Raw genomic sequence first — 19,093 nt, forward strand, 5'->3', positions numbered from 1 at the left:
CCGTCCGTCAACAGTAGTTAGTAAAAGGCCCTTCCCCTTATGAGTTCGCCAGAATCAGTCCGCGGAACCTCCACCCGCGAGCCCGGACCCGACCTGCGGTCCGACCCCTATGTGGCCCACCACGGCACTGACGCCTACAGCGTGTCCCGCTACGAGCTGGAGCTGGATTACAAGCTGGCGAGCAACAGGCTGAACGGCAGGGCGCTGCTCCACGCGGTGGCCAACCGCGCTGCTTCGGCTGTTGTGCTTGATTTGGTGGGGCTTCGGGCAGTCAAAGTGCAGTTCAACGGCCGCCGGGTGCGCCGCTTTTCGCAGCGGGCCGAACAACTGGTGGTGCATCTGGAAACAGCCCTCGTTCCCGGCGAGGGTTTCATCGTGGACGTCCGTTACGAGGGCAATCCCGTTCCCCGCCGCGGCCTGTGGGGCGAGGTGGGGTGGGAAGAACTGACCGACGGCGTGCTGGTGGCCGGACAACCCAACGGCGCGCCCTCCTGGTTCCCCTGCAATGACCACCCCCGGGACAAGGCTGCCTACCGCATCTCCGTCACCACGGACGCTGGCTACCGCGCCGTTTGCAACGGTGTGCTGGCCGGCCACACGCGCGGGTCCAGCAGGGAGACCTGGACCTACGAGCAGCACGAGCCGATGGCCACGTATCTGGCCACGGTACAGATCGGCAGGTATGACGTCCTGGTCCTCGACGACGGTTCTGCCGGCAGCGTGGTGCAGACCGTCGCCGTGCCCCCGGCGCTGGCTGATGCGGCGGCGGCCGGGCTGAGCCGACAGCGTGACATGATGGCGGCTTTCGTCCGGCGCTTCGGCCCCTACCCCTTCCCGGGTTACACGGTGGTGGTGACCGATGACGTCCTGGAGATCCCGCTGGAGGCCCAATCGCTGTCGATTCTGGGCCGGAACCACCTCAGCCCGGACTGGGAATCCCAGCGGCTTATCGCCCATGAGCTCTCGCACCAGTGGTTCGGCAACTCCCTGACCGTCGCTGCCTGGCACGATATCTGGCTTCACGAGGGTTTCGCCTGCTACGCGGAATGGGTCTGGTCCGAGGAGGCCGGTGTTTTAACAGCCCACCAGCGGGCGGCGTCGGCCTGGCGGGGGTTGTCCGTTGCGGAACAGGACCTGCTGATTGGAGATCCCGGACCGGCAATGATGTTTGACGACCGTGTCTATAAGCGCGGCGCGCTGGCACTGCATGCACTCCGCCGGCATTGCGGGGATCTTGCCTTCTTCACGCTGCTGCAGGAATGGACCAGGACCCACCGTCACGGATCTGTCTCAACGGCAGACTTCGTGCTGGTGGCGAACCGCGTGGCGGGCATCGACGCCGAAGCGGTGCTCCACCCTTGGCTCTTTGAATTGGCGCTTCCGCCGTTGCCTGCCTAGCCGAACCTGGCCCGGCTAACCCAGCTGGCCGAGCGCTACGGCAGCAACCAACGACGCCGGCAGTCCCGTTGCGGCAGGCGTCAGGTCCGTCAGCCCCGGCTTGTCCAGGACGGCCACTTCCCGGGGGTCCGTCCGGAGTCCATCGCCGGTCATTTTGAGCCAGGCCTCTTTTCGGGTCCACAGCCGGGCCCGTTGGCGGCGAAGAGCTGTTCCTTCGAGTCCGGCAACGGCGCGCTTTTCCGCCTCCGCCAGGGCCACGGCGTCAAAGCCATCAAAGCCAAGCCGTTCGGGATCTTCGACGTCGACACCCAGCTGCTCCCCTGCCACCGGCGCCGTGAGGCCCGCCAGCAGAACCCAATTTCCAGCCCTGGCCATGCTCAGGAGCAGGGGCAGCGGCTGGCAGTGGTGCGTGAAGCCCGGGCGGCCATGGGACAGGTCAGGTCCGGAACCGCACTGCGGGCAGGAGTATGCCGCCCGCAGCTGTGCGGCCGGGATGCCGAGGAGTTGGGCGGCGAAGCGGCGCAGTGCTGCTCTTCCCGCCAGGAAGCGTGCGCTGGCGTCGGGCTGCATCGCTGCTGCCCGGAGTGACTCTGCCGGCATGGGAACCAGCCCGCAGGCGGGACCAGGGCCCGCCTGCGGGCAGGGAACATCGGCAGAGATATCCACTGCCCGCAGGACCAGCCTTGAGTCCATGGGACCGCGTGCTTCAGGCTTAGCGCTGAACCGCGCCGAAGCGCTCCGCTGCCAGAGCCACAGCGCCTTCCCGGGCGGCTGATGCCTCGTCCGCGGTGAGGGTACGGTCGGCGGCACGGAACCGGAGTCCGAAGGCCAAAGACTTCTTGCCCTCTTCGATTCCCTTGCCGGCGTAGACATCGAACAGCGCTACATCCTCCAGCAGTTCGCCGGCACCTTCGCGGAGTGCGGCCTGTACCTCATCGGCCGGTACGTCGGCAGGGACCACAAGCGCCACGTCCTGGGTGGCCACCGGGAACGAGGAGATGTGGCGCGCCACGATAACGTCAGCAGCAGCATCGAACAGCGCGTCGGCGTTGAGCTCCAGGGCAACCGAGCGGGCGGGCATGTCCGAGGCGGCAAGGAGCTTCGGGTGCAGCTCTCCCGCGTAACCCACCACCTCCCCTGACCGCAGGGACAACTGCGCCGCGCGGCCGGGATGGAACGCCTGGTGACTGCCTTGGCTGACAACCACTTCCACGCCCAGGACGTCGCCGGCAAGGCGGGCGATGTCCAGGGCGTCCGCCCAGTCCCACACCCGCGGTGCATGTGCCGCGGCGGCAGGGGAATCGTGACCCGTGAGGACCACAGCAAGGTGGAACGGTTGGGCGGGGACGCCGTCGTACAGTCCGTCCAGCACCTCGTCGCTTGGCTTGACCCCAAGCGGCGGGATGGAGTCCGTGCCCATCCGCTCAGCCGGCAGGAACACCAAACCCGACTCGAAGAGCGCCAAGTCGCGGAAGCCGCGTGAGTGGTTGCGTTTGGCCACCTCAATAAGTCCCGGCAGGATGGACGTTCGCAGGAAGCCCTGCTCCTCACTAATCGGGTTTGCCAGCTTGACCGCGGTCCGGCCTGCTCCCAGTTCTGCAGCGCCGAAGGTGTCGTTCGCCGCCTTGGACACAAAGGGGTAGGACAGCACTTCGGTGAGCCCCGCGTCGGCCAGTGCCTGGATCAGGCGGCGGCGCTGCTGCTGCACGCGGGTCAGGCCGCGCCCGGGAGGCGCAACCGGCAACGTGGCGGGAATCTGGTCGTAGCCCACCAGGCGGGCGATTTCCTCGGAGAGGTCCTCCTTGGTCTCCAGGTCATGCCGCCAACTCGGGGCAGTAACGCTCCAGCCGCCGTCGTTCTTCACCACGGAAGCACCAAGATCCTCAAGGGACGTAACAATCTGCTCATCCGTGAAATCGATGCCGATCCGGGCGGCAGCAAAGGCTGCCGGCAGCTCGATCGTGACCGAGTCAGGGGCGGTCCCGACGTCGGTTCCGGCCTCGTCGGCTGTGCCGCCCGCCAGCTCCACCAGGAGGTCGACCACCCGCTGCGCGGCGATGCCGGCCACCTGCCAGTCCACGCCGCGCTCGAAGCGCTTGGAAGCCTCGGACGGCAGCTTGTGCCGGCGGCGTGAGCGCGCGATCGAAACCTCATCGAAGTGCGCGGCTTCAACAAGGATGTTCGACGTTGAATCGCCCACCTCGGTGGCTGCCCCGCCCATCACGCCGGCGATGCCGATGGGACCGGAGGCGTCGGTAATTAGGAGGTCCTCGGCGTCGAGCGCCCGTTCCTTGTCATCCAGGGTGGTGATTTTCTCGCCCGCCAGGGCCCGGCGCACCACGATGTCCCCGGACAGTTTGTCCAGGTCGTAGCAGTGCGTGGGCTGGCCGAGTTCCAGCATCACGTAGTTGGAGATGTCCACCGGCAGGGAGATGGAGCGGATGCCGGCCAGCCGAAGCCGGGAGGTCATCCACGGCGGAGTCGGCTTCGTTGCGTCCACGCCGCGGACCGTGCGGGCCACGAACCGGTCGCAGCCCGGCTTGCCGTAGATGGGGGCGTCGTCGTTGATTTTGACGCCGTAGCCGCCCGCGAGCGCCGCGGGAGCGTTGACGCGGGAAGCGGGATCGGTGAAGACGGTGCCGGTGGCGTGGGCGTACTCGCGTGCCACGCCGCGGATGGAGAAGGCGTAGCCACGGTCCGGGGTCACGTTGATTTCCGCGGCCTGGTCGTAGAGGCCCAGGAGCTCCATGGCGTCGGTGCCGATTTCGGGGTCCAGCCCGATGCGGGACAGCACCAGGATGCCGTCGTGGTCTTCGCCGATGCCGAGTTCGCGGACTGAGGCGATCATGCCGGCGGAAAGGTGGCCGTACGTCTTCCGCGCGGAGATGTGGAAGTCGCCCGGCAATACTGCGCCCGGAAGCGTGACCACCACCTTGTCGCCCTCAACGAAGTTGTGGGCGCCGCAGATGATGCCCTGCACGCCGGACGGGTCGATGCCCTTGCCCGTGAGGGTTTGCTCCTGGCCCTCGGGGACAACCCGGACCTGGCACCAGTTGATGGTTTTGCCGTTGGTCTGCGGTTCCTTGACCAGGCTCAGGACCTGGCCCACCACGATGGGGCCCTGAAGGGTGTCCGTGGGACGGTGGACGTCCTCTTCTTCGAAACCGACCTTGACGAGCTGGTCCATAACGTCTTCGGCCGTTGCTCCGGCCGGTACCTCTGCGAATTCACGCAGCCAGGAAAGTGGGATACGCACTGTTAGATCTCCATCCCGAAGTGCTCGCTGAAACGTACATCGCCTTCGATCATGTCGCGCATGTCCCCCACCTCATTGCGGAACATCAGGGTGCGCTCGATGCCCATGCCAAAGGCAAAACCTGAATAAACCTCCGGGTCGATGCCCGCGGCGCGGAGCACGTTGGGGTTGACCATGCCGCAGCCGCCCCATTCGATCCAGCGCGGGCCGCCCTTGGCGCCGGGGTGCCAGATGTCCAGCTCCGCGGATGGCTCGGTGAACGGGAAGTAGTTGGGGCGCAGCCGGATCTGGGCTTCATCGCCGAACATCTGCCGGGCAAAGTGCTCAAGGGTGCCGCGCAGGTCGGCCATGCTGAGCTTTTTGTCGATGGCCAGGCCCTCGAACTGGTGGAACACCGGAGTGTGCGTGGCGTCCAGCTCGTCCGTGCGGAACACTTTGCCCGGGCACAGTACGTAGATGGGCAGCTCGCGTTCCAGCATGGACCGGACCTGCACCGGGGAGGTGTGGGTGCGCATCAGGAGGTGGGCCTCGGGCGGCTCCACAAAGAAGGTGTCCTGCATCTCGCGGGCGGGGTGGTCCGGCTTGAAGTTCAGGGCGTCGAAGTTGAACCACTCCGATTCGACTTCCGGCCCCTCTGCGATTTCCCAGCCCATGCCCACAAAGATGTCCGCAACGCGGTCCTGGAGGGTGGACAGGGGGTGCCTGGCACCAGCCCGACGACGGCGGGGGGCGGCAGTCACGTCAACTGTCTCTTCCAGCAGTATCCGGGCGTCGTTTTCGGCTTCCAGCTCTGCTGTGCGGTCGGCGAGCGCCTTGTTAACGCGCCCCCGGGACGCGCCCATCAGCTTCCCGGCGACGGCCTTCTGGTCCTTGGGCAGCTTTCCGATTTCGCGGTTGGCGAGGCTGAGCGGCGACTTCTCACCGGTGTGCGCGAGCCTCACCGCCTTCAGCTCGTCTAGGGTGGCCGCGCCGGCGATGGCGGCGATGGCCTGGTCTACAGCGGCAGTGATGGCGGCTTCATCCGTGGGGTTCGGGATGGCGGCGCCCGGCAAAGTTTCAGTCATCTACTGTTCTTAGCTACGAGTCGTGGCTGCCGGTGAACAGGGCAGCCTGCACGGTTTCCCGGCGGCGCGTCCGTCACTGGCAGGTCATGGATGAATGCCCTAAATTTTCGTGCAAATATCAGTTCATTCAATGACCAGGTCAGGGCATACCGGAAAATCCGGCGGCCACTGCCCTCCAGTCTAATTGAACCCCCGGCTACCATGTCCTCATGACACCACGGCTGGTTTCGGTTTCCCGGCTGCCCCTGACTGGTTTCCAGAAGGTGCGGCTGGCCGCCAATGTGGTCAACGGCAGCACATTACTGGGCCTCGCCGTGGCCGCCGCGGCACGGACGGAACTCCGCCGGGGCCCGCGGGGTCTGATTATTGCGGCCGGGTACCGGTGGCTCCTGCCGTTCGCCGCCGCGTTCACGCTCGGGAACGTGGTCTTGTGCCGCTGCACTGCCGATGACCTGCTGACCCGGCCATTGCTGCTGGGGCACGAGGAAAAACACTGCTCCCAGTACGCGTGGTGCCTCGGCGTCCCCTTCCTCCCGCTGTACTTTCTCGCCGCAGGCTGGTCCCTGATCCGCATCGGCAATCCGGGCACGGGCAATATCTTCGAACGCCGCGCCGGGCTGGCAGCCGGCGGATACCCTGCACCGCCCTCGGGCCGCCGGCCTTGGCGCCCATCCGAAGGAGAGGCGTGACCCATGCAAACGGAACCAAGCCGCGGTGAAGCGAGTGACGGCGTCGGACCCGCCGGGTACCAGCCCGGCGGCACCCGCTCCAATGGCACTGATAGCGGTGGCACTGATAGCGGTGGCACCGGGCCCGCCGGTACTGTCAGCGTCACCGGGACCGGCTCGGCAGAAGCTGCCCCTGACCTCATGGTGGTGTCAATCGGCGTGGAGTGCAGGGCCGACTCCGTGGAGGCGGCTTACTCCCGGGCGGGCGCGAGCTCCGAAGCCGTTACGTCGGCGTTCCGCCAGCGGGGAGTTGAGGGTTCCGATATCCGCACGACAGGCCTCAACGTGCTGGCGGACCTCGTGTGGAGGGAAGGCGAAGGACAGCGCGTCACCGGGTACGTTGCGGCCAGCACCCTTACCGTGAGGTTGCGGGCACTTGATACTGCGTCCGCCGCAATTTCCCACGCCGTTGAGGTGGGCGGCAACGACGTCCGGCTGAACGGTCTGGAGCTCACGTTCAGCGACGACGCCGCGGTGCGGGCGCGTGCGCGGGAGGCCGCCTGGCTTGATGCACTAAGTACCGCACAGCAGTACGCCCGGCTTGCCTCCGCCCGTTTGGGCCGCGTGCTTTCCATAGCGGACAACGCGCCGGTCCAGAGTCCGGTGCCCGTGGTCAGGATGCAGCGGGCTGCCGCCGTGGAATCCCTGGCCGTGGAGGCCGGAGATTCCGCAGTGAGCGCTGCCATCGCCGTGGTGTGGGAGCTTCAGGCCGGCGACTAGGCCTGCCAGCACATGCCGGTTCCGCGGCGCATGCTTGACTTAAGTTCGAACGTATATTCGAATGGAGGTCATGAGATGGGATGCCCAAGCACTGCTGCCGCCGCCGGCGGAAACTGATGCGGCTGGCGCACCGCCCGCGCTGCTTCCCCTTGCCGGCCTGGTCAGGTCCGTGACCACGCCCGATTTCGCCGGCATCACGTTCCATGAGGTCACCTCCAAATCGGTGCTCAACAAAGTTCCGGCGGGTTCCCGGATGCCTTTTGAGTGGACCATCAACCCCTACCGTGGCTGCAGCCACGCCTGTGTGTATTGCTTCGCCAGGAAGACCCACACCTACCTTGATTTCGACGCCGGCCTGGACTTTGACAGCCAGGTGGTGGTGAAAGTCAACGCGGCCGAAGTCCTTCGGAAAGAACTGGCCAAACCGTCCTGGACCCGCCAGCAGGTGGCCCTGGGTACCAACACGGACCCCTACCAGCGCGCCGAGGGCCGCTATCAGCTTATGCCCGGGATCATCAACGCCCTGGCTGAGTCCGGCACTCCCCTGTCCATCCTCACCAAGGGAACACTTCTGGCCAGGGACATTCCACTGCTGAAGAGCGCAGCCAGCCAGGTACCGGTGGGCCTTGGCATCTCCCTCGCCATGACCGACGAAGCGCTGGCCGAGGCCGTCGAGCCCGGTACGCCCGGGCCGCGGGCACGGCTGAAGCTTGTGTCGAGGCTTCGTGAGGCCGGGCTGCCCTGTGGGGTGATGGCCATGCCCATCCTGCCGTGGCTCTCGGACAGCGACGAAGCCCTGGACTCGCTTTTCGCCTCGCTCGCTTCCGCCGGGGCCACCGGGGTAACTGCCGGGGCTTTGTACTTGAAACCCGGGACCAGGGAATGGTTCATGAAGTGGATCGCCGCGAACCATCCCGGCCTCGCGGGCCGCTACCGGCGCCTCTACGGAACGGGCTCCTACGCCTCAAAGGAATACCGCACCTGGCTCGCCGGAAAAGTCCGCTACTTCAAGGCAAAGCACGGTTTTTCTCATTCGTCCGGTTTCAGCCACCGGGACCTGGACGATCCCCGTGGTGAGGAGGCGGAGTACCCGGCCGGCAGCATCCCGGCTATGGCACCCTCAGGAACGTCGCCGTCAGGAAGTTCAGGTCCAGGAAGTTCAGCTTCAGGGTCAGCGGAACAAGCAACGCTCTTCTAGGAGCGCGCTCCTCCTGCCGGTACGGCCAGGGCCGCCAACAGAGCCCGCACAATAGGGAAATCGGCTGGAATCCAGGGAAGGCCAAGCACCTCATCATGGTTGTGCAGTGATACCCACCGAAGTTCATCGTGATCCTCGAGGGGTTGCGGCTCACCCTGGGCGATTTCCGCAAACCACACCCGCATACTGGCACGGTCATTCAACGGCCAGCCATGGGGAGTTCCTGCCGGCAGCTCTGCCCCCAGCCGAACGTCGATTCCCAGTTCCTCGATGAGCTCGCGGGAGAGCGCCGCTTCCGGTTCCTCGTCCGGTTCCACCTTGCCGCCCGGGAACTCCCAGAGGCCGGCCAGCTTTTCCGGGGCACTGCGGCGGGCCACGAGCAGCATGGACGGTTCCTGCAGCCGGTCAACTACCGCGCCGCCCACCACCTGTATCAGTCCAGTCACCGCCCCATTCTATGGGGGACAATGGAAGCACCCGGGCACTCTTTCCACGTCGCGGGAATACCTGCGTCCCGCCAGCGGTTTTCCCGGGGGTCCAGGCCCAATCCAGCCCCACTGCCGTGGCTGCAGCCCTACCTTGAATCTCCAGCACTTCGAAAAGCAGGCACATGAGCAGCGTCCTACAGTCGCCCACGGCAAAAAGCACTTCCTCCCCCAATATCGCCATGGCCATCGTCGCCCTTGCCATGGGTGGGGTGGGAATCGGGGTCACCGAGTTCACCATGATGGGCCTGCTCAAGGAAGTGGAACAAGGCCTTCGAATCAGCACACCCGAAGCCGGGCACCTCATTTCCGCCTACGCGCTGGGAGTGGTGGTCGGTGCACCGCTGCTTGCCGCCGTCGGCGCCAAGCTTCCGCGCAAGAACCTGGCACTCGGCCTCATGCTGTTCTTTACCGTCGCGAACCTCACGTCCTTCCTGGCCCCTGACTACGGATCCATGCTGCTTTCGCGGTTCGCGGCAGGGCTGCCGCACGGCGCATTCTTTGGCGTTGCCGCGGTCATCGCCGCCTCGCTCGTGCCGCCCACACGCCGCGGCTGGGCCATCTCCATGGTGATGGCGGGCCTCAGCATTTCGAATGTGATCGGCGTACCGGCGGCGACCTGGGTGGGACAGGCCTATGGCTGGCGGCTGCTTTTCATCCTTGTGGGCTTCCTCGGAGTGCTCACCCTGGTGCTGATCTGGCGGTTTGTTCCCTTCCAGAAGGCCCATCCTGACGCGAGCATCCGCCGCGAGCTCGGGGCGCTGAAGCGGCTCCAGGTGTGGCTTGCCATCCTGATCGGCATCGTGGGCTTCGGCGGTTTCTTTGCCACCTATACGTACATCTCCCACACCATGACGCATGTGGCCGGCCTCCCATCCGCGCTGATTCCACTGGTGGTTGCGCTGTACGGCCTGGGCATGGTAGCCGGCAACGTGGTGGGCGGCCGGATCGCCGACAAATCCGTTATGGGCACCCTGTACAGCGTGCTGCCTGCCATCGCGGTAGCCCTGGTGGTGTATGCCATTGCCGCCCAGTGGGCATGGTCAGCGCTGGTGATGGTCTTTGTGGTGGGCGCCGCCGGATCCATGCTCGTACCCGCGCTGCAGACCCGCCTTCTGGACGCCTCCCCGGACGCGCCGTCCCTGGCGTCATCCCTGAACCACGCCGCCCTGAACGTGGCCAACGCCCTGGGGGCTTTTTTGGGCGGCCTGGTCATCGCCTGGGGATGGGGTTACGTTGCCCCCGCCCTGGTGGGCGCATGCCTGGCTGTCCTGGGACTGGGCGTTGCGGTCGCCAGCGGACTGCTGGAACGCAAAAAGCCGCTGGCCACCTGATCATCCGGCGGCCAGCGGCTTGCTGGCAGTAGCTTCGAAAAAGCTCCTACCGCTGCGGCTGATGGCGATCCTCGCTGCCACCAGCAGGAGGCCGGTCATGGCGGTGCCTGCCGCATCCCACAGACCGTCTCCAGTGATGAGCGCCAGGCTGACTCCGATGAGGGCGAAGATCAGGCCAAGGTGCGCTCCCAGGTCCTCAAGCAGGATGACGGGCAGTTCCGGCTGCTTGGCGCTGCGGATCAACTTGGTCCAGGACTGCTGCCCGCGGACGTGGTTTGATTCCCTGATTGCCGTCCGGAACGAAAAGGACTCTCCAAGGATGGCACCGACATCCGGCCATGGCTCCGCCCAGTGGTACCGTACCCGCCGCAGCGCCCGGCATGCACTACCAGCGAGCGACAGACACTAAGCCTGCTGACATCGGCAAAGCACTATGGGCGTGGGGCGCAATAGTGGGCGGGGGGTCGGCGGCCTGCTCTTCAACACGAGCGATAGCTCCGGAGAATCCGGAGGCCCCGCTGTGCGTAGTCCTGGTAGCGCTATGCCGTCAGGGCGGCAGGCAGGTGCTGCGAACGGGCACTCGCGTAAAGGCAGACGGTGGCTGCCGTGCCCAGATTGAGGCTTTCTGCAGCACCATAAACCGGAACCGCCACCCTGTGGTCAGCCAGGTCGAGCTCTTCCGGCGACAGCCCCTGCGCTTCGTTGCCAAACAGCCAGGCCGTCGGGTTTTCCAAATCGTACTCTGACGGGGCGCCATCACCCGTCAGCCGGCGCCGGGCGTTCTCGTCCTGTAACGCATCAAGGTTGAGGGAGCCGTATCCGTCCGCCGCCAGGATGCCAATCCCGCGGGCACGACATGCAGCCGCGACATCGTTGACGTCGGCCCCCAGCACCACGGGGAGGTGGAACAGGGATCCAGCGGTGGAGCGGACTGCCTTGGGGTTGTAGATGTCAACGCTGGAGCCGGTGAGGACCACGGCGTCTGCTCCGGCGGAATCCGCTGCGCGCAGTACCGTTCCGGCATTGCCGGGATCGCGGACCTGGCACAGGACGGCGATGAGGCGGGGACCGGCGTCGAGCACTTCTTCAAGCGTGGCGTCCAGGAACCGGCAGACGGCGATGATGCCCTGGGGGTTAACGGTATCTGCCATGGCGGCCAGGACCTCGTCTGTGGCAAGCCGGGCGTTCGTGCCTTCGGACAGCTCCTCGAATTCGGGAAACCGGTCCAGGCAGGCAACGCTTGCGAACACTTCGGTGACCAATCCAGGGGCTCCGTCAGCCAGGCGCTGCCGGTGGAGCTTCAACGCTTCGCGGACTGCCTGGGGTCCCTCAGCCAGGAACTGTCCGCGCTTTAAACGCGCAGGGCGCCCGGCAAGTTTTGCCACATCCCTCACCCGATCTGCTCGGGGGTTGGAGAGTGGAAAATCCTGCGGGCGCCCGGTGTCGTTCATATAGGAAACTTTAGTGGCTAGGGCCACGAGTTCCTGAACTGCCCCTCTTGCGAGGGAAGGCAGTTGCTACTGCGCAGCGGCAACCTTCTTGGCGGAGGTGTCGGCAGGCAGCGAGTCCTTGGCAACCTGGACCAGCGCAGCGAAGGCGTTGGCGTCGGAGACAGCCAGTTCGGCCAGCATGCGGCGGTCAACCTCAACCTCAGCGGCCTTCAGGCCCTGGATGAGACGGTTGTAGGTGAGGCCATTGGCGCGGGATGCAGCGTTGATGCGCTGGATCCACAGGCGGCGGAAGTCGCCCTTCTTCTTCTTGCGGTCGCCATAGCTGTACACAAACGAGTGCAGCAGCTGCTCTTTTGCCTTGCGGTACAGGCGTGAACGCTGTCCACGGTAGCCCTTTGCGCGTTCAAGGATAACCCGGCGCTTCTTGTGGGCGTTGACCGCCCTCTTCACACGTGCCACGTGCGTACTCCTTCGAAAATTCTGCTCCCAAGCATCTACTGCCGGGATTCCCGGCGGCCTGAGAAGGCTTTTTGGTAGGTGACTTACACCAGGTGGTGGTCAGTCAAAAAACTTGGAAACTAGATGCCGAGCATCTTCCGGATGACCTTGGCGTCGCCCTTGAAGACGATCTTGTCGCCGGCGAGGCGGCGGGTCAGCCTGGAGGACTTGTGCTCGAGGTAGTGGCGGCGGTTTGCCTGCTGGCGGCGCAGCTTACCGCTGCCGGTCAGCTTGAAGCGCTTCTTAGCACCACTGTGGGTTTTCATCTTCGGCATGGGAACCGATCTCCTTACGTGTCCGCAGGCTGGGCCTGCAGTTCTATCGCGCAGCTGCCCCTGGGGGCGGCGTGCTGGTTGCTGACTGCCGGAGGGCGACCTCCGGCAGCTGTGGACTAAGTGGTCTTCTTACCAGCCGGCTTCGGCACTGCCTTGGGGGCAGGGCGTGCGGCGGGCTTCGGTGCAGCCGGCCTGGCCACCGGCTTCGGTGGAGCAGGAACTGCGGCAGGCTTCGGCGCCGCAGCTGCCGGCTTGGCAGCTTCGGGCTTCTCTGCAGCCGGCTTGGCGGCCGGCGCAGCAGCCTTCGGCGCGGGAGCAGCAGCCTTGGGGGCGGGTGCAGCAGCCTTCGGAGCGGCAGCCCTGGGGGCTTCAACCTTGGGCGCAGCCTGCTTCGGGGCTTCCTGCTTGGGTGCTGCCTGCGGCGCGGCTTCCTTGACGGAAACTTCAGCTGCAGGTGCGGCCTCGGCGGGAGCTTCGGCCGCTGCGGGCGACTCCACCTTGGGCGCCTCGGCTTCCGGCTCCGTGGTGATGGCGAAACCTTCCGGAAGAAGATCCGCCAGGGACTGCGTCAGCGGTGCCTGGTCGTCGCCGGAGACGTCGATGCGGCCGGAAGCCTTCGCTTCGTTCTGCGCTATGGCGTCTGCACGCTGCGTGGCGCGGCGGGCTTCGGCCTTGGCTTCAGCCTTGTTCTTCAGCGGTCCAACCACCATGACCATGTTTCGGCCGTCGATGCGGGGGCTGGACTCAACAACGCCAACTTCGGCGACGTCGTCGGCGAAGCGCTGGAGAAGGCGGATGCCCATCTCGGGACGCTGCTGCTCACGGCCGCGGAACTGGATCATGGCCTTGACCTTGTCACCCGCGCCGAGGAAGCGCAGTGCATGGCCGCGCTTGGTCTCGTAGTCGTGGGTGTCAATCTTCAGGCGGAACCGGATTTCCTTCAGAACAGTGTTCGTCTGGTTCTTCCGGGCCTCACGTGCCTTGACTGCGGCCTCGTACTTGTACTTGCCGAAGTCCATCAGCTTGCACACCGGAGGCTTCGCCTGAGGTGCAACTTCAACGAGATCAAGGTCGGACTCGGCAGCCAGGCGCAGGGCATCATCAATACGGACGATTCCTACCTGTTCACCTGCAGGGCCGACCAGCCGCACCTCGGGGACGCGGATACGCTCATTGATTCTTGGCTCGCTAATGTTAAAGCTCCTGTGTTGTTGTGGGATCCCGGCAAATAGAGAAGGCCCCCAATTGCCGGAGCAATCGAAGGCCTCGAAGATTGGCTGTGCGCGCCCCAATCACGGGACTGCACGAATGGTTCCAGCTCATGCCAGTTCCGGTGCCAACCAGTACCCGGCAACCTTGCGTTCCATAGATCCTGCGGAACAGCGGCTGACGCGGGTGGGAGAGAACTCCGCTTGCAAACTGAATGTCATCTTACAGAAGAAGTTCCCGTCAACGCAGTGAAGCGCTGCTGGGAACCTTGATCGTTGGGAACAATCTCTGAAATAACGACATCCAGTCGGTCTGTGTCAAGCTTACCAGTATGAGCACCCCAGACAGTAATTCATACGTTTTCGAGCCTGCGGACGCCGGTTCCGATGTCTCTCAGCAGATCCGCGACATTTCCGAAGTGCCGGCCATCGAGGTCATCACCACCGCAGCCGTCCACCTCATGAGTGCCGCTGCGGTCAAGCTGGGCCTTGCCGCGGAAGACAACGCCGAAGAGCTGAAGGACCTGGACGAGGCCCGGAAACTGATCACCGCCCTTGCCGGCCTGGTCACCGCGGCCGCGCCGGAGATCGGTTCCCAGCACGCAGGGCCTTTGCGTGATGGCCTGCGTTCACTCCAGCTTGCCTTCCGCGAGGAGTCACTGATCCCCGATGCCCCGGGCAAGGGCCCGGGCGAGAAATACACCGGCGCGGTCAACTGACGCGGTCAATCAGAACTGAGCAATTCACGACGGCGGGCCACCCCACACGAGGGGAGGCCCGCCGTCGGCCGTAATCCTGGCAGTTGTCCCGCGCCTTCAGGGGGTCGGCAGGATCCCAAGGGCGTCAGGCGGCGGTGCGGCTGCGGCGGCGCTGCTGGAGAACCAGCCCGATAAGGCACAGCGCCACACCTGCAGCGCCCACTGAGACAAAGCCTCCGGACGGTCCCACCTGGTCAATGAACACTCCCGCCAGCGGCGCCCCGAGCGCAACGCCGGCGGTCAGTGCAGAGCCGTACCAGCCCATCGCCTCGCCGCGTCTCGCCTCATCCACCAGGTCCGCCACCTTCTCGGAGGCTGCCGAGAGCACAGGCGCGCAGAGGAGCCCCGGCAGGATGGCAACCAAAGCAAGCGACCAGGTGTCGTGGGCGAATCCCATGGGGATGGTCAGGGCCGCCATACCAAGGAGCAGGACAATCGGCGAGACGGGCCGGTGCATGGCCCCGTAGATGAGCCCGCCCACCACGGAGGCCGCGCACCAGAACAGGAAAACGATTCCGATTTCGGCCTGATGACCGCCCGTCTCCAGAGCTGCAACAATGCCGACGTCGGTGCCGCTGAGGACCATTCCCGCTCCGGCGGCAACAGCGAAGAGTGCGCCCACGGTAGCGGTGAACCAGGTAAAGCTGCCGGCGACCTTGTCCTTCAACCCCGCGCTGCGGGCATTGTGGGCGGCAGCCGGGGCCAGGTCCGCGGCAGCTTCCTGCAGGTGGGCGGGGGCTGTGGAGACCACGGCGGCCTCGGCCGCACGCTGCTGGTCCGCCTCGCCGTCGTCCACGGACGCGCTGCTGCGCGTGGGCGGGTTGAACCACATCAGGAACAGGCCGGCCAAGGAAGTGCAGACGCCCACGGTGGTCAGGCCCGCCACGCTGAAGCCGCTGGTGGCCACGATGGCGCCTGCAGCAGGACCGATCATAAAGACCACTTCGGTGGTGATTGCGTCGAGGGCAAAGGCGGTGCGGCGCTGTTCGCCGTCGGCCAGCACGCCGAGGGACTGGCGCACCACGCTGAAGATGGGCAACGTAAGCAGTCCGCCCACAAACACCAGGGGCAGGAGCCACTGGTAGGAGACATGCGGAACGATCGACCAGATGACAGTCTCGGACACCACCGAAGGGATCAATGCCTTGCGCAGGCCCACCGTGTCCACCCGCCGGCCGCGCCACGGAGCACCCAGGGCGATACCGATGGTCATCACGGCAGCAGCTGCACCGGCAGCGGCATACCCCTGGCCAAGGGTGAGCACAATATGCAGGGTCAGCAGCACCCCGGCCGCCGAGTGCGGGATGCGGGCGATCATGCCGACCAGAAGCAGCCGCCTGATGGGCTGGACGGCGAGCAACTCCCGGTAGCGAGCGAAATTCACGAAAGGATCCTTCGGTCTGCCGCAGCCGGCCGGGGATCCCCCTCCAGGCAGCAGCTAGTGGACAGCGCGCCGCAGCTTGATTTCGATGGAGTCGACCCGCTCACCAAACAATACATTCCGGGACCACTCAGCCTGCAGTCCGGTCACCAGCTGCTGCACCCCTTCGGCGTCCAGGCCGTCCGCCAGGTACAGCACCACCTGCAGCTCAGGCCCGGCGCCGCCGCCGGCAAGGACGGATCCGCCGGCGGCGCGGGCAGCCACTCCCCTGCCCGGCAGGAGTTCCATGCTCCGGACTGCCGTGAAGCCCCTTGCGGCCAAGCGCATCTCGCTTGCCAGCTCGCCGTCAGTATAGGACGGGATCCAGTTGTGCTGCTGGGCCAGGGCCCACATGGCCGGCCGCCGCACCACAAAAGTCACGTCCGCCCCTGGGTCCAGGACCAGGAGTTCGGCGCCCTCTGACACAGCTGAGAGGGCAGCCCGGGCCGCGTAAACGGCCACCGGCCGCGCCTCAGGATGCCAGGCGGCCAACGCTGCGGCAGAGGTGAAGGCGGGCATGGCGGTCCTGCCATCGGCTGCCTTGAGGGTAACGAGGGCCATATCGGCCTGTTTATCGGCCTGCAGGCCGTCCTGCCCCTCAGCTTCTTCGGCAAGCTGGGCAACAATCGGGATAAAAACGCGGGCTGTAGCAAGGGAGGCAACGACTCCGGCCTCGTCGCCGCGTCCTGCCTTCAGGGCCGTGACGGCGGCCAGGTAGCCGGCGTCGGCCGTGCCGTCGTCGTCCTCGAAGTTATGGATTTTGGCGTCGTTCCCGGCAAGGCTCCGCCCGGCCCATGGCTGCCCGGCAGAGTCACCGGCACCACCGGCCCCCGCCAGTGCGGCGGCGATGTGGCCAGGGAGGTGGCGCTGCGGAGGGGTGCCGGGTTCGTTGCTCATGGTGTTTCGGTACGTAGAGTGCCCGCTGCTTAGCGGCGGCCGGCGACGTCGAGGGCTTCGGGCAGGGTGAACGCGCCGGCGTACAAAGCCTTGCCCACGATGGCGCCTTCAACACCCAGGGGCACCAGGGAACGCAGTACCTTGAGGTCGTCCAGGCTGGAAATGCCGCCCGACGCCACCACGGGCTTGCCGGTCTTGTCGACCATTTGGCGGAGCAGTTCCACGTTGGGTCCCTGCAGGGTGCCGTCCTTGGTCACGTCGGTGACCACATACCGCGCACAGCCTGCCTCTTCGAGCCGGCCCAGGACGTCCCAGAGGTCCCCGCCTTCCTTCGTCCAGCCGCGGCCGGCCAGGGTGGTTCCGCGGACATCGAGCCCGACGGCGATTTTGTCGCCGAAGCGCTCGATGGCCCGGCGGGTCCATTCAGGGTTCTCAAGCGCTGCCGTACCGAGGTTCACACGGGCCACGCCCAGTTCCAATGCGGCCTCAAGTGTTTCGTCGTCCCGGAGGCCGCCGGAAAGTTCAACGTTGATATCCAGCCGGCCGACAACTTCCCGGAGCAACCCGGCGTTGGAGCCACGGCCGAAGGCTGCGTCCAGGTCGACCAGGTGGACCCACTCCGCACCCTGCTGCTGCCAGTTCAGTGCCGCCTCGAGCGGCGTCCCGTAACTGGTTTCGCTGCCTGCTTCACCCTGGACCAGCCGGACGGCCTGGCCGTTGACGACGTCGACGGCGGGCAGCAGTTCAAGAACCGGCAGGTCGGTAGCGGAGTTCATGGTGATCCTCAGTGTTAGGGGCAGGGATGTGCGGCGGCTGGCTGGCTGGCAGGCGGCTAGTGGGCGGGCAGCTAGTTGGCTGGCAGCGTGAGCAGATAGGCGGCCAGCAGCGCCATGCCGGCCAGGACGTAGAACGAGACCTGCGTCCAGAGCGGCTTATGCTGCTGCCGGAAGGACAGGGCGCCGCCGATCAGCAGGCCGGCGAGGCCCATCAGGATAACGGACCACATTCAGGCATCGCCACCGGGAGAGGTTTCGCCGGTTTGCTCCGGTTTACCTTCCACGGATGGTTTGCGGAGGGCATCCACCCAGTTGTGGAGGAGCCGGGCGCCGGCGTCGCCGGATTTCTCCGGGTGGAACTGGGTGGCGCACAGCGGCCCGTTCTCAACCGCGGCGATAAAAGGGGCGCCGTGCTCGGACCAGGTGACGAGGGGTGCGGCCATCCGCGGCTGGACGACGTCAAAGTTCCAGTCCTGCACGCCGTAGGAGTGCACAAAGTAGAACCGCTCGTTTTCGACGCCGGCGAACAGCTTTGACCCTTCGGGAACCTTAACGGTATTCCAGCCCATGTGCGGGACAACTTCCGCTGGAAGGAGTTCCACCTTGCCGGGCCATTCGCCCATGCCCTCAGCTTCCGTGCCGTGTTCCACCCCGGCCTCGAAAAGCACCTGAAGGCCAACGCAAATGCCCAGGACAGGGCGGCCGCCGGCAACGCGGCGGCCGATGAGGCGGATGCCGTCCACGGCCTTGAGTTCGCGCATGACGGTTTCAAAAGCGCCGACGCCGGGAACCACCAGGCCGTCGGCGTTCAAAACGTCCTCCGGCTTGGAGCTAAGGATTACCTCTGCACCTGCGCGTTCGAGCGCGCGGACGGCTGAGCGGACGTTTCCTGAGCCGTAGTCCAGCACGGTTACCGTGGGCTTTCCCTCCGGCGACGGCAGCTTCTGTGAAGCGGACGGATCAATGATGGCGCCGTCCCGCAGCACTTGGCCGCTCACAGCGCACCCTTGGTGGAGGGAATGCCCTCAACACGCGGATCGGATTCGACGGCGGCGCGGAGGGCCCGTGCGAACGCCTTGAACTGGGCCTCGACGATGTGGTGCGGGTCCCGGCCGGCGATGACGTTCATGTGGAGGCAGATCCCGGCGTGGAGGGTTATCGCCTCAAAGACGTGGCGGGTGAGCGAGCCTGTGAAGTGGCCGCCAATCAGGTGGTACTCCTGGCCTGCGGGCTCACCCCCGTGAACCAGGTAAGGGCGGCCCGAAACGTCAACCACTGCGTGGGCCAGAGCCTCGTCCAAGGGAACGGTGGCTTCGCCGAAGCGGCGGATTCCTGCCTTGTTTCCCAGGGCCGTGCGCAGCACTTCTCCGAACGTGATGGCAACGTCTTCCACGGTGTGGTGGACATCAATGTGGATGTCCCCGGTGGCTTTCACGGTCAGGTCGATCAGCGAGTGCTTGCAGAGCGCTGTCAGCATGTGGTCGTAAAAGGGCACCGACGTGTCAATGTCCGAGATGCCGGTGCCGTCCAGGTTGATCTCCACGAGCACGGAGGATTCACTCGTGGCACGCTCCATGCGTGCGGTCCGGGCCGCGGCCGCATTGGATCCGGTGGAACTCATGGTCAA

Annotated in this window: 21 protein-coding genes; 6 read left to right on the plus strand and 15 right to left on the minus strand. The window is 65.8% G+C overall.

Translation table 11 applies throughout. The features are described 5' to 3' along the window. Positions 1-39 precede the first annotated feature (39 nt). A complete protein-coding gene (locus CXQ88_RS03285) occupies positions 40-1,398 on the plus strand; it encodes a M1 family metallopeptidase (protein ID WP_104042752.1) in 1,359 nt (452 codons plus the stop codon). A 15-nt stretch (positions 1,399-1,413) separates the two neighbouring features. Here CXQ88_RS03285 and CXQ88_RS03290 read toward each other — a convergent pair whose 3' ends face one another. From CXQ88_RS03290 to pheS, 3 genes are read right to left on the minus strand one after another with little or no spacing between them, the layout of a single operon-like run. Then, positions 1,414-2,091: a 4'-phosphopantetheinyl transferase family protein gene (locus CXQ88_RS03290; protein ID WP_104042753.1), complete on the minus strand. Its 678-nt coding sequence runs from the start codon at positions 2,089-2,091 to the stop codon at positions 1,414-1,416. A 19-nt stretch (positions 2,092-2,110) separates the two neighbouring features. Next, positions 2,111-4,654, minus strand: coding sequence for a phenylalanine--tRNA ligase subunit beta (pheT, locus tag CXQ88_RS03295; protein WP_104042754.1), 2,544 nt, complete (start codon positions 4,652-4,654; stop codon positions 2,111-2,113). Positions 4,655-4,656: 2 nt separating this feature from the next. After that, entirely contained in the window at positions 4,657-5,718 is a 1,062-nt protein-coding gene (gene pheS / locus CXQ88_RS03300) for a phenylalanine--tRNA ligase subunit alpha (protein ID WP_104042755.1), read from the minus strand. Between the two features lie 209 nt (positions 5,719-5,927). Here pheS and CXQ88_RS03305 point away from each other — a divergent pair, with 209 nt between their 5' ends. From CXQ88_RS03305 to CXQ88_RS03315, 3 genes are all read left to right on the plus strand, one after another. Further along, positions 5,928-6,407, plus strand: a complete 480-nt coding sequence (locus CXQ88_RS03305) for a hypothetical protein (protein ID WP_258061673.1) — start codon at positions 5,928-5,930, stop codon at positions 6,405-6,407. 3 nt (positions 6,408-6,410) lie between these two features. After that, entirely contained in the window at positions 6,411-7,166 is a 756-nt protein-coding gene (locus CXQ88_RS03310; RefSeq protein ID WP_104042756.1) for an SIMPL domain-containing protein, read from the plus strand. Positions 7,167-7,236: 70 nt separating this feature from the next. Continuing rightward, a complete protein-coding gene (locus tag CXQ88_RS03315; protein ID WP_104042757.1) occupies positions 7,237-8,364 on the plus strand; it encodes an Rv2578c family radical SAM protein in 1,128 nt (375 codons plus the stop codon). Here CXQ88_RS03315 and CXQ88_RS03320 read toward each other — a convergent pair. Continuing rightward, on the minus strand, positions 8,361-8,810 hold the full coding sequence (locus CXQ88_RS03320) for a (deoxy)nucleoside triphosphate pyrophosphohydrolase (RefSeq protein ID WP_104042758.1): 450 nt from the start codon (positions 8,808-8,810) through the stop codon (positions 8,361-8,363). The two genes, CXQ88_RS03315 and CXQ88_RS03320, sit on opposite strands and share 4 nt — an antisense overlap. A gap of 164 nt (positions 8,811-8,974) precedes the next feature. Here CXQ88_RS03320 and CXQ88_RS03325 point away from each other — a divergent pair, with 164 nt between their 5' ends. After that, positions 8,975-10,183 carry an MFS transporter gene (locus CXQ88_RS03325; protein ID WP_104042759.1) on the plus strand — a complete coding sequence of 403 codons (1,209 nt, stop codon included), beginning with the start codon at positions 8,975-8,977 and terminating at the stop codon, positions 10,181-10,183. On the opposite strand, the gene CXQ88_RS03330 is transcribed toward CXQ88_RS03325, so the two are convergent. The 5 genes from CXQ88_RS03330 to infC all read right to left on the minus strand — a co-directional run bounded on the left by CXQ88_RS03330 (position 10,184) and on the right by infC (position 13,558). Next, complete coding sequence (locus tag CXQ88_RS03330) at positions 10,184-10,426, minus strand: hypothetical protein (RefSeq protein ID WP_373637686.1); 243 nt, start codon at positions 10,424-10,426, stop codon at positions 10,184-10,186. A gap of 296 nt (positions 10,427-10,722) precedes the next feature. Beyond that, a complete protein-coding gene (locus CXQ88_RS03335) occupies positions 10,723-11,634 on the minus strand; it encodes a TrmH family RNA methyltransferase (RefSeq protein ID WP_104042760.1) in 912 nt (303 codons plus the stop codon). 66 nt (positions 11,635-11,700) lie between these two features. Beyond that, positions 11,701-12,093: a 50S ribosomal protein L20 gene (gene rplT / locus CXQ88_RS03340; RefSeq protein WP_104042761.1), complete on the minus strand. Its 393-nt coding sequence runs from the start codon at positions 12,091-12,093 to the stop codon at positions 11,701-11,703. A 119-nt stretch (positions 12,094-12,212) separates the two neighbouring features. Then, positions 12,213-12,407, minus strand: coding sequence for a 50S ribosomal protein L35 (gene rpmI / locus CXQ88_RS03345; protein ID WP_009358635.1), 195 nt, complete (start codon positions 12,405-12,407; stop codon positions 12,213-12,215). A gap of 116 nt (positions 12,408-12,523) precedes the next feature. Then, positions 12,524-13,558 carry a translation initiation factor IF-3 gene (gene infC / locus CXQ88_RS03350; RefSeq protein WP_373637687.1) on the minus strand — a complete coding sequence of 345 codons (1,035 nt, stop codon included), beginning with the start codon at positions 13,556-13,558 and terminating at the stop codon, positions 12,524-12,526. Between the two features lie 389 nt (positions 13,559-13,947). Between infC and CXQ88_RS03355 the strand changes: the two genes are divergently transcribed. Continuing rightward, the gene (locus CXQ88_RS03355) at positions 13,948-14,334 is read left to right on the plus strand and encodes a DUF1844 domain-containing protein (protein WP_104042762.1); all 387 of its coding nucleotides are present in this window, start codon (positions 13,948-13,950) and stop codon (positions 14,332-14,334) included. 124 nt (positions 14,335-14,458) lie between these two features. Here the strand turns inward: CXQ88_RS03355 and CXQ88_RS03360 are convergent, their stop codons facing one another. The 6 genes from CXQ88_RS03360 to hisB form a co-directional block, all read right to left on the minus strand. Further along, positions 14,459-15,757: an MFS transporter gene (locus CXQ88_RS03360; protein WP_104042763.1), complete on the minus strand. Its 1,299-nt coding sequence runs from the start codon at positions 15,755-15,757 to the stop codon at positions 14,459-14,461. Between the two features lie 54 nt (positions 15,758-15,811). After that, positions 15,812-16,690: an SseB family protein gene (locus tag CXQ88_RS03365; protein ID WP_104042764.1), complete on the minus strand. Its 879-nt coding sequence runs from the start codon at positions 16,688-16,690 to the stop codon at positions 15,812-15,814. Positions 16,691-16,719: 29 nt separating this feature from the next. After that, entirely contained in the window at positions 16,720-17,466 is a 747-nt protein-coding gene (priA, locus tag CXQ88_RS03370) for a bifunctional 1-(5-phosphoribosyl)-5-((5-phosphoribosylamino)methylideneamino)imidazole-4-carboxamide isomerase/phosphoribosylanthranilate isomerase PriA (protein WP_104042765.1), read from the minus strand. A gap of 71 nt (positions 17,467-17,537) precedes the next feature. Beyond that, complete coding sequence (locus CXQ88_RS21710) at positions 17,538-17,696, minus strand: hypothetical protein (RefSeq protein WP_181037399.1); 159 nt, start codon at positions 17,694-17,696, stop codon at positions 17,538-17,540. Next, positions 17,697-18,464 carry an imidazole glycerol phosphate synthase subunit HisH gene (gene hisH / locus CXQ88_RS03375; protein ID WP_104042766.1) on the minus strand — a complete coding sequence of 256 codons (768 nt, stop codon included), beginning with the start codon at positions 18,462-18,464 and terminating at the stop codon, positions 17,697-17,699. Beyond that, positions 18,461-19,087 (minus strand): imidazoleglycerol-phosphate dehydratase HisB, encoded by a 627-nt coding sequence (gene hisB / locus CXQ88_RS03380; RefSeq protein WP_104042767.1) that lies wholly within the window; start codon positions 19,085-19,087, stop codon positions 18,461-18,463. The genes hisH and hisB overlap by 4 nt, the downstream gene beginning before the upstream one ends. Between the last annotated feature and the right edge of the window lie 6 nt (positions 19,088-19,093).

Source organism: Arthrobacter sp. ZGTC412, from assembly GCF_002929215.1.
GTDB lineage: Bacteria > Actinomycetota > Actinomycetes > Actinomycetales > Micrococcaceae > Arthrobacter.

Bases quoted from the DNA above. Each gene is read 5' to 3' on its own strand.
- CXQ88_RS03285 (WP_104042752.1), top strand. From the start codon at position 40: ATGAGTTCGCCAGAATCAGTCCGCGGAACCTCCACCCGCGAGCCCGGA.
- CXQ88_RS03290 (WP_104042753.1), bottom strand. From the start codon at position 2,091: ATGGACTCAAGGCTGGTCCTGCGGGCAGTGGATATCTCTGCCGATGTT.
- pheS (WP_104042755.1), bottom strand. From the start codon at position 5,718: ATGACTGAAACTTTGCCGGGCGCCGCCATCCCGAACCCCACGGATGAA.
- CXQ88_RS03305 (WP_258061673.1), top strand. From the start codon at position 5,928: ATGACACCACGGCTGGTTTCGGTTTCCCGGCTGCCCCTGACTGGTTTC.
- CXQ88_RS03310 (WP_104042756.1), top strand. From the start codon at position 6,411: ATGCAAACGGAACCAAGCCGCGGTGAAGCGAGTGACGGCGTCGGACCC.
- CXQ88_RS03315 (WP_104042757.1), top strand. From the start codon at position 7,237: ATGAGATGGGATGCCCAAGCACTGCTGCCGCCGCCGGCGGAAACTGAT.
- CXQ88_RS03325 (WP_104042759.1), top strand. From the start codon at position 8,975: ATGAGCAGCGTCCTACAGTCGCCCACGGCAAAAAGCACTTCCTCCCCC.
- CXQ88_RS03335 (WP_104042760.1), bottom strand. From the start codon at position 11,634: ATGAACGACACCGGGCGCCCGCAGGATTTTCCACTCTCCAACCCCCGA.
- rpmI (WP_009358635.1), bottom strand. From the start codon at position 12,407: ATGCCGAAGATGAAAACCCACAGTGGTGCTAAGAAGCGCTTCAAGCTG.
- CXQ88_RS03355 (WP_104042762.1), top strand. From the start codon at position 13,948: ATGAGCACCCCAGACAGTAATTCATACGTTTTCGAGCCTGCGGACGCC.
- CXQ88_RS03365 (WP_104042764.1), bottom strand. From the start codon at position 16,690: ATGAGCAACGAACCCGGCACCCCTCCGCAGCGCCACCTCCCTGGCCAC.
- priA (WP_104042765.1), bottom strand. From the start codon at position 17,466: ATGAACTCCGCTACCGACCTGCCGGTTCTTGAACTGCTGCCCGCCGTC.
- CXQ88_RS21710 (WP_181037399.1), bottom strand. From the start codon at position 17,696: ATGTGGTCCGTTATCCTGATGGGCCTCGCCGGCCTGCTGATCGGCGGC.
- hisB (WP_104042767.1), bottom strand. From the start codon at position 19,087: ATGAGTTCCACCGGATCCAATGCGGCCGCGGCCCGGACCGCACGCATG.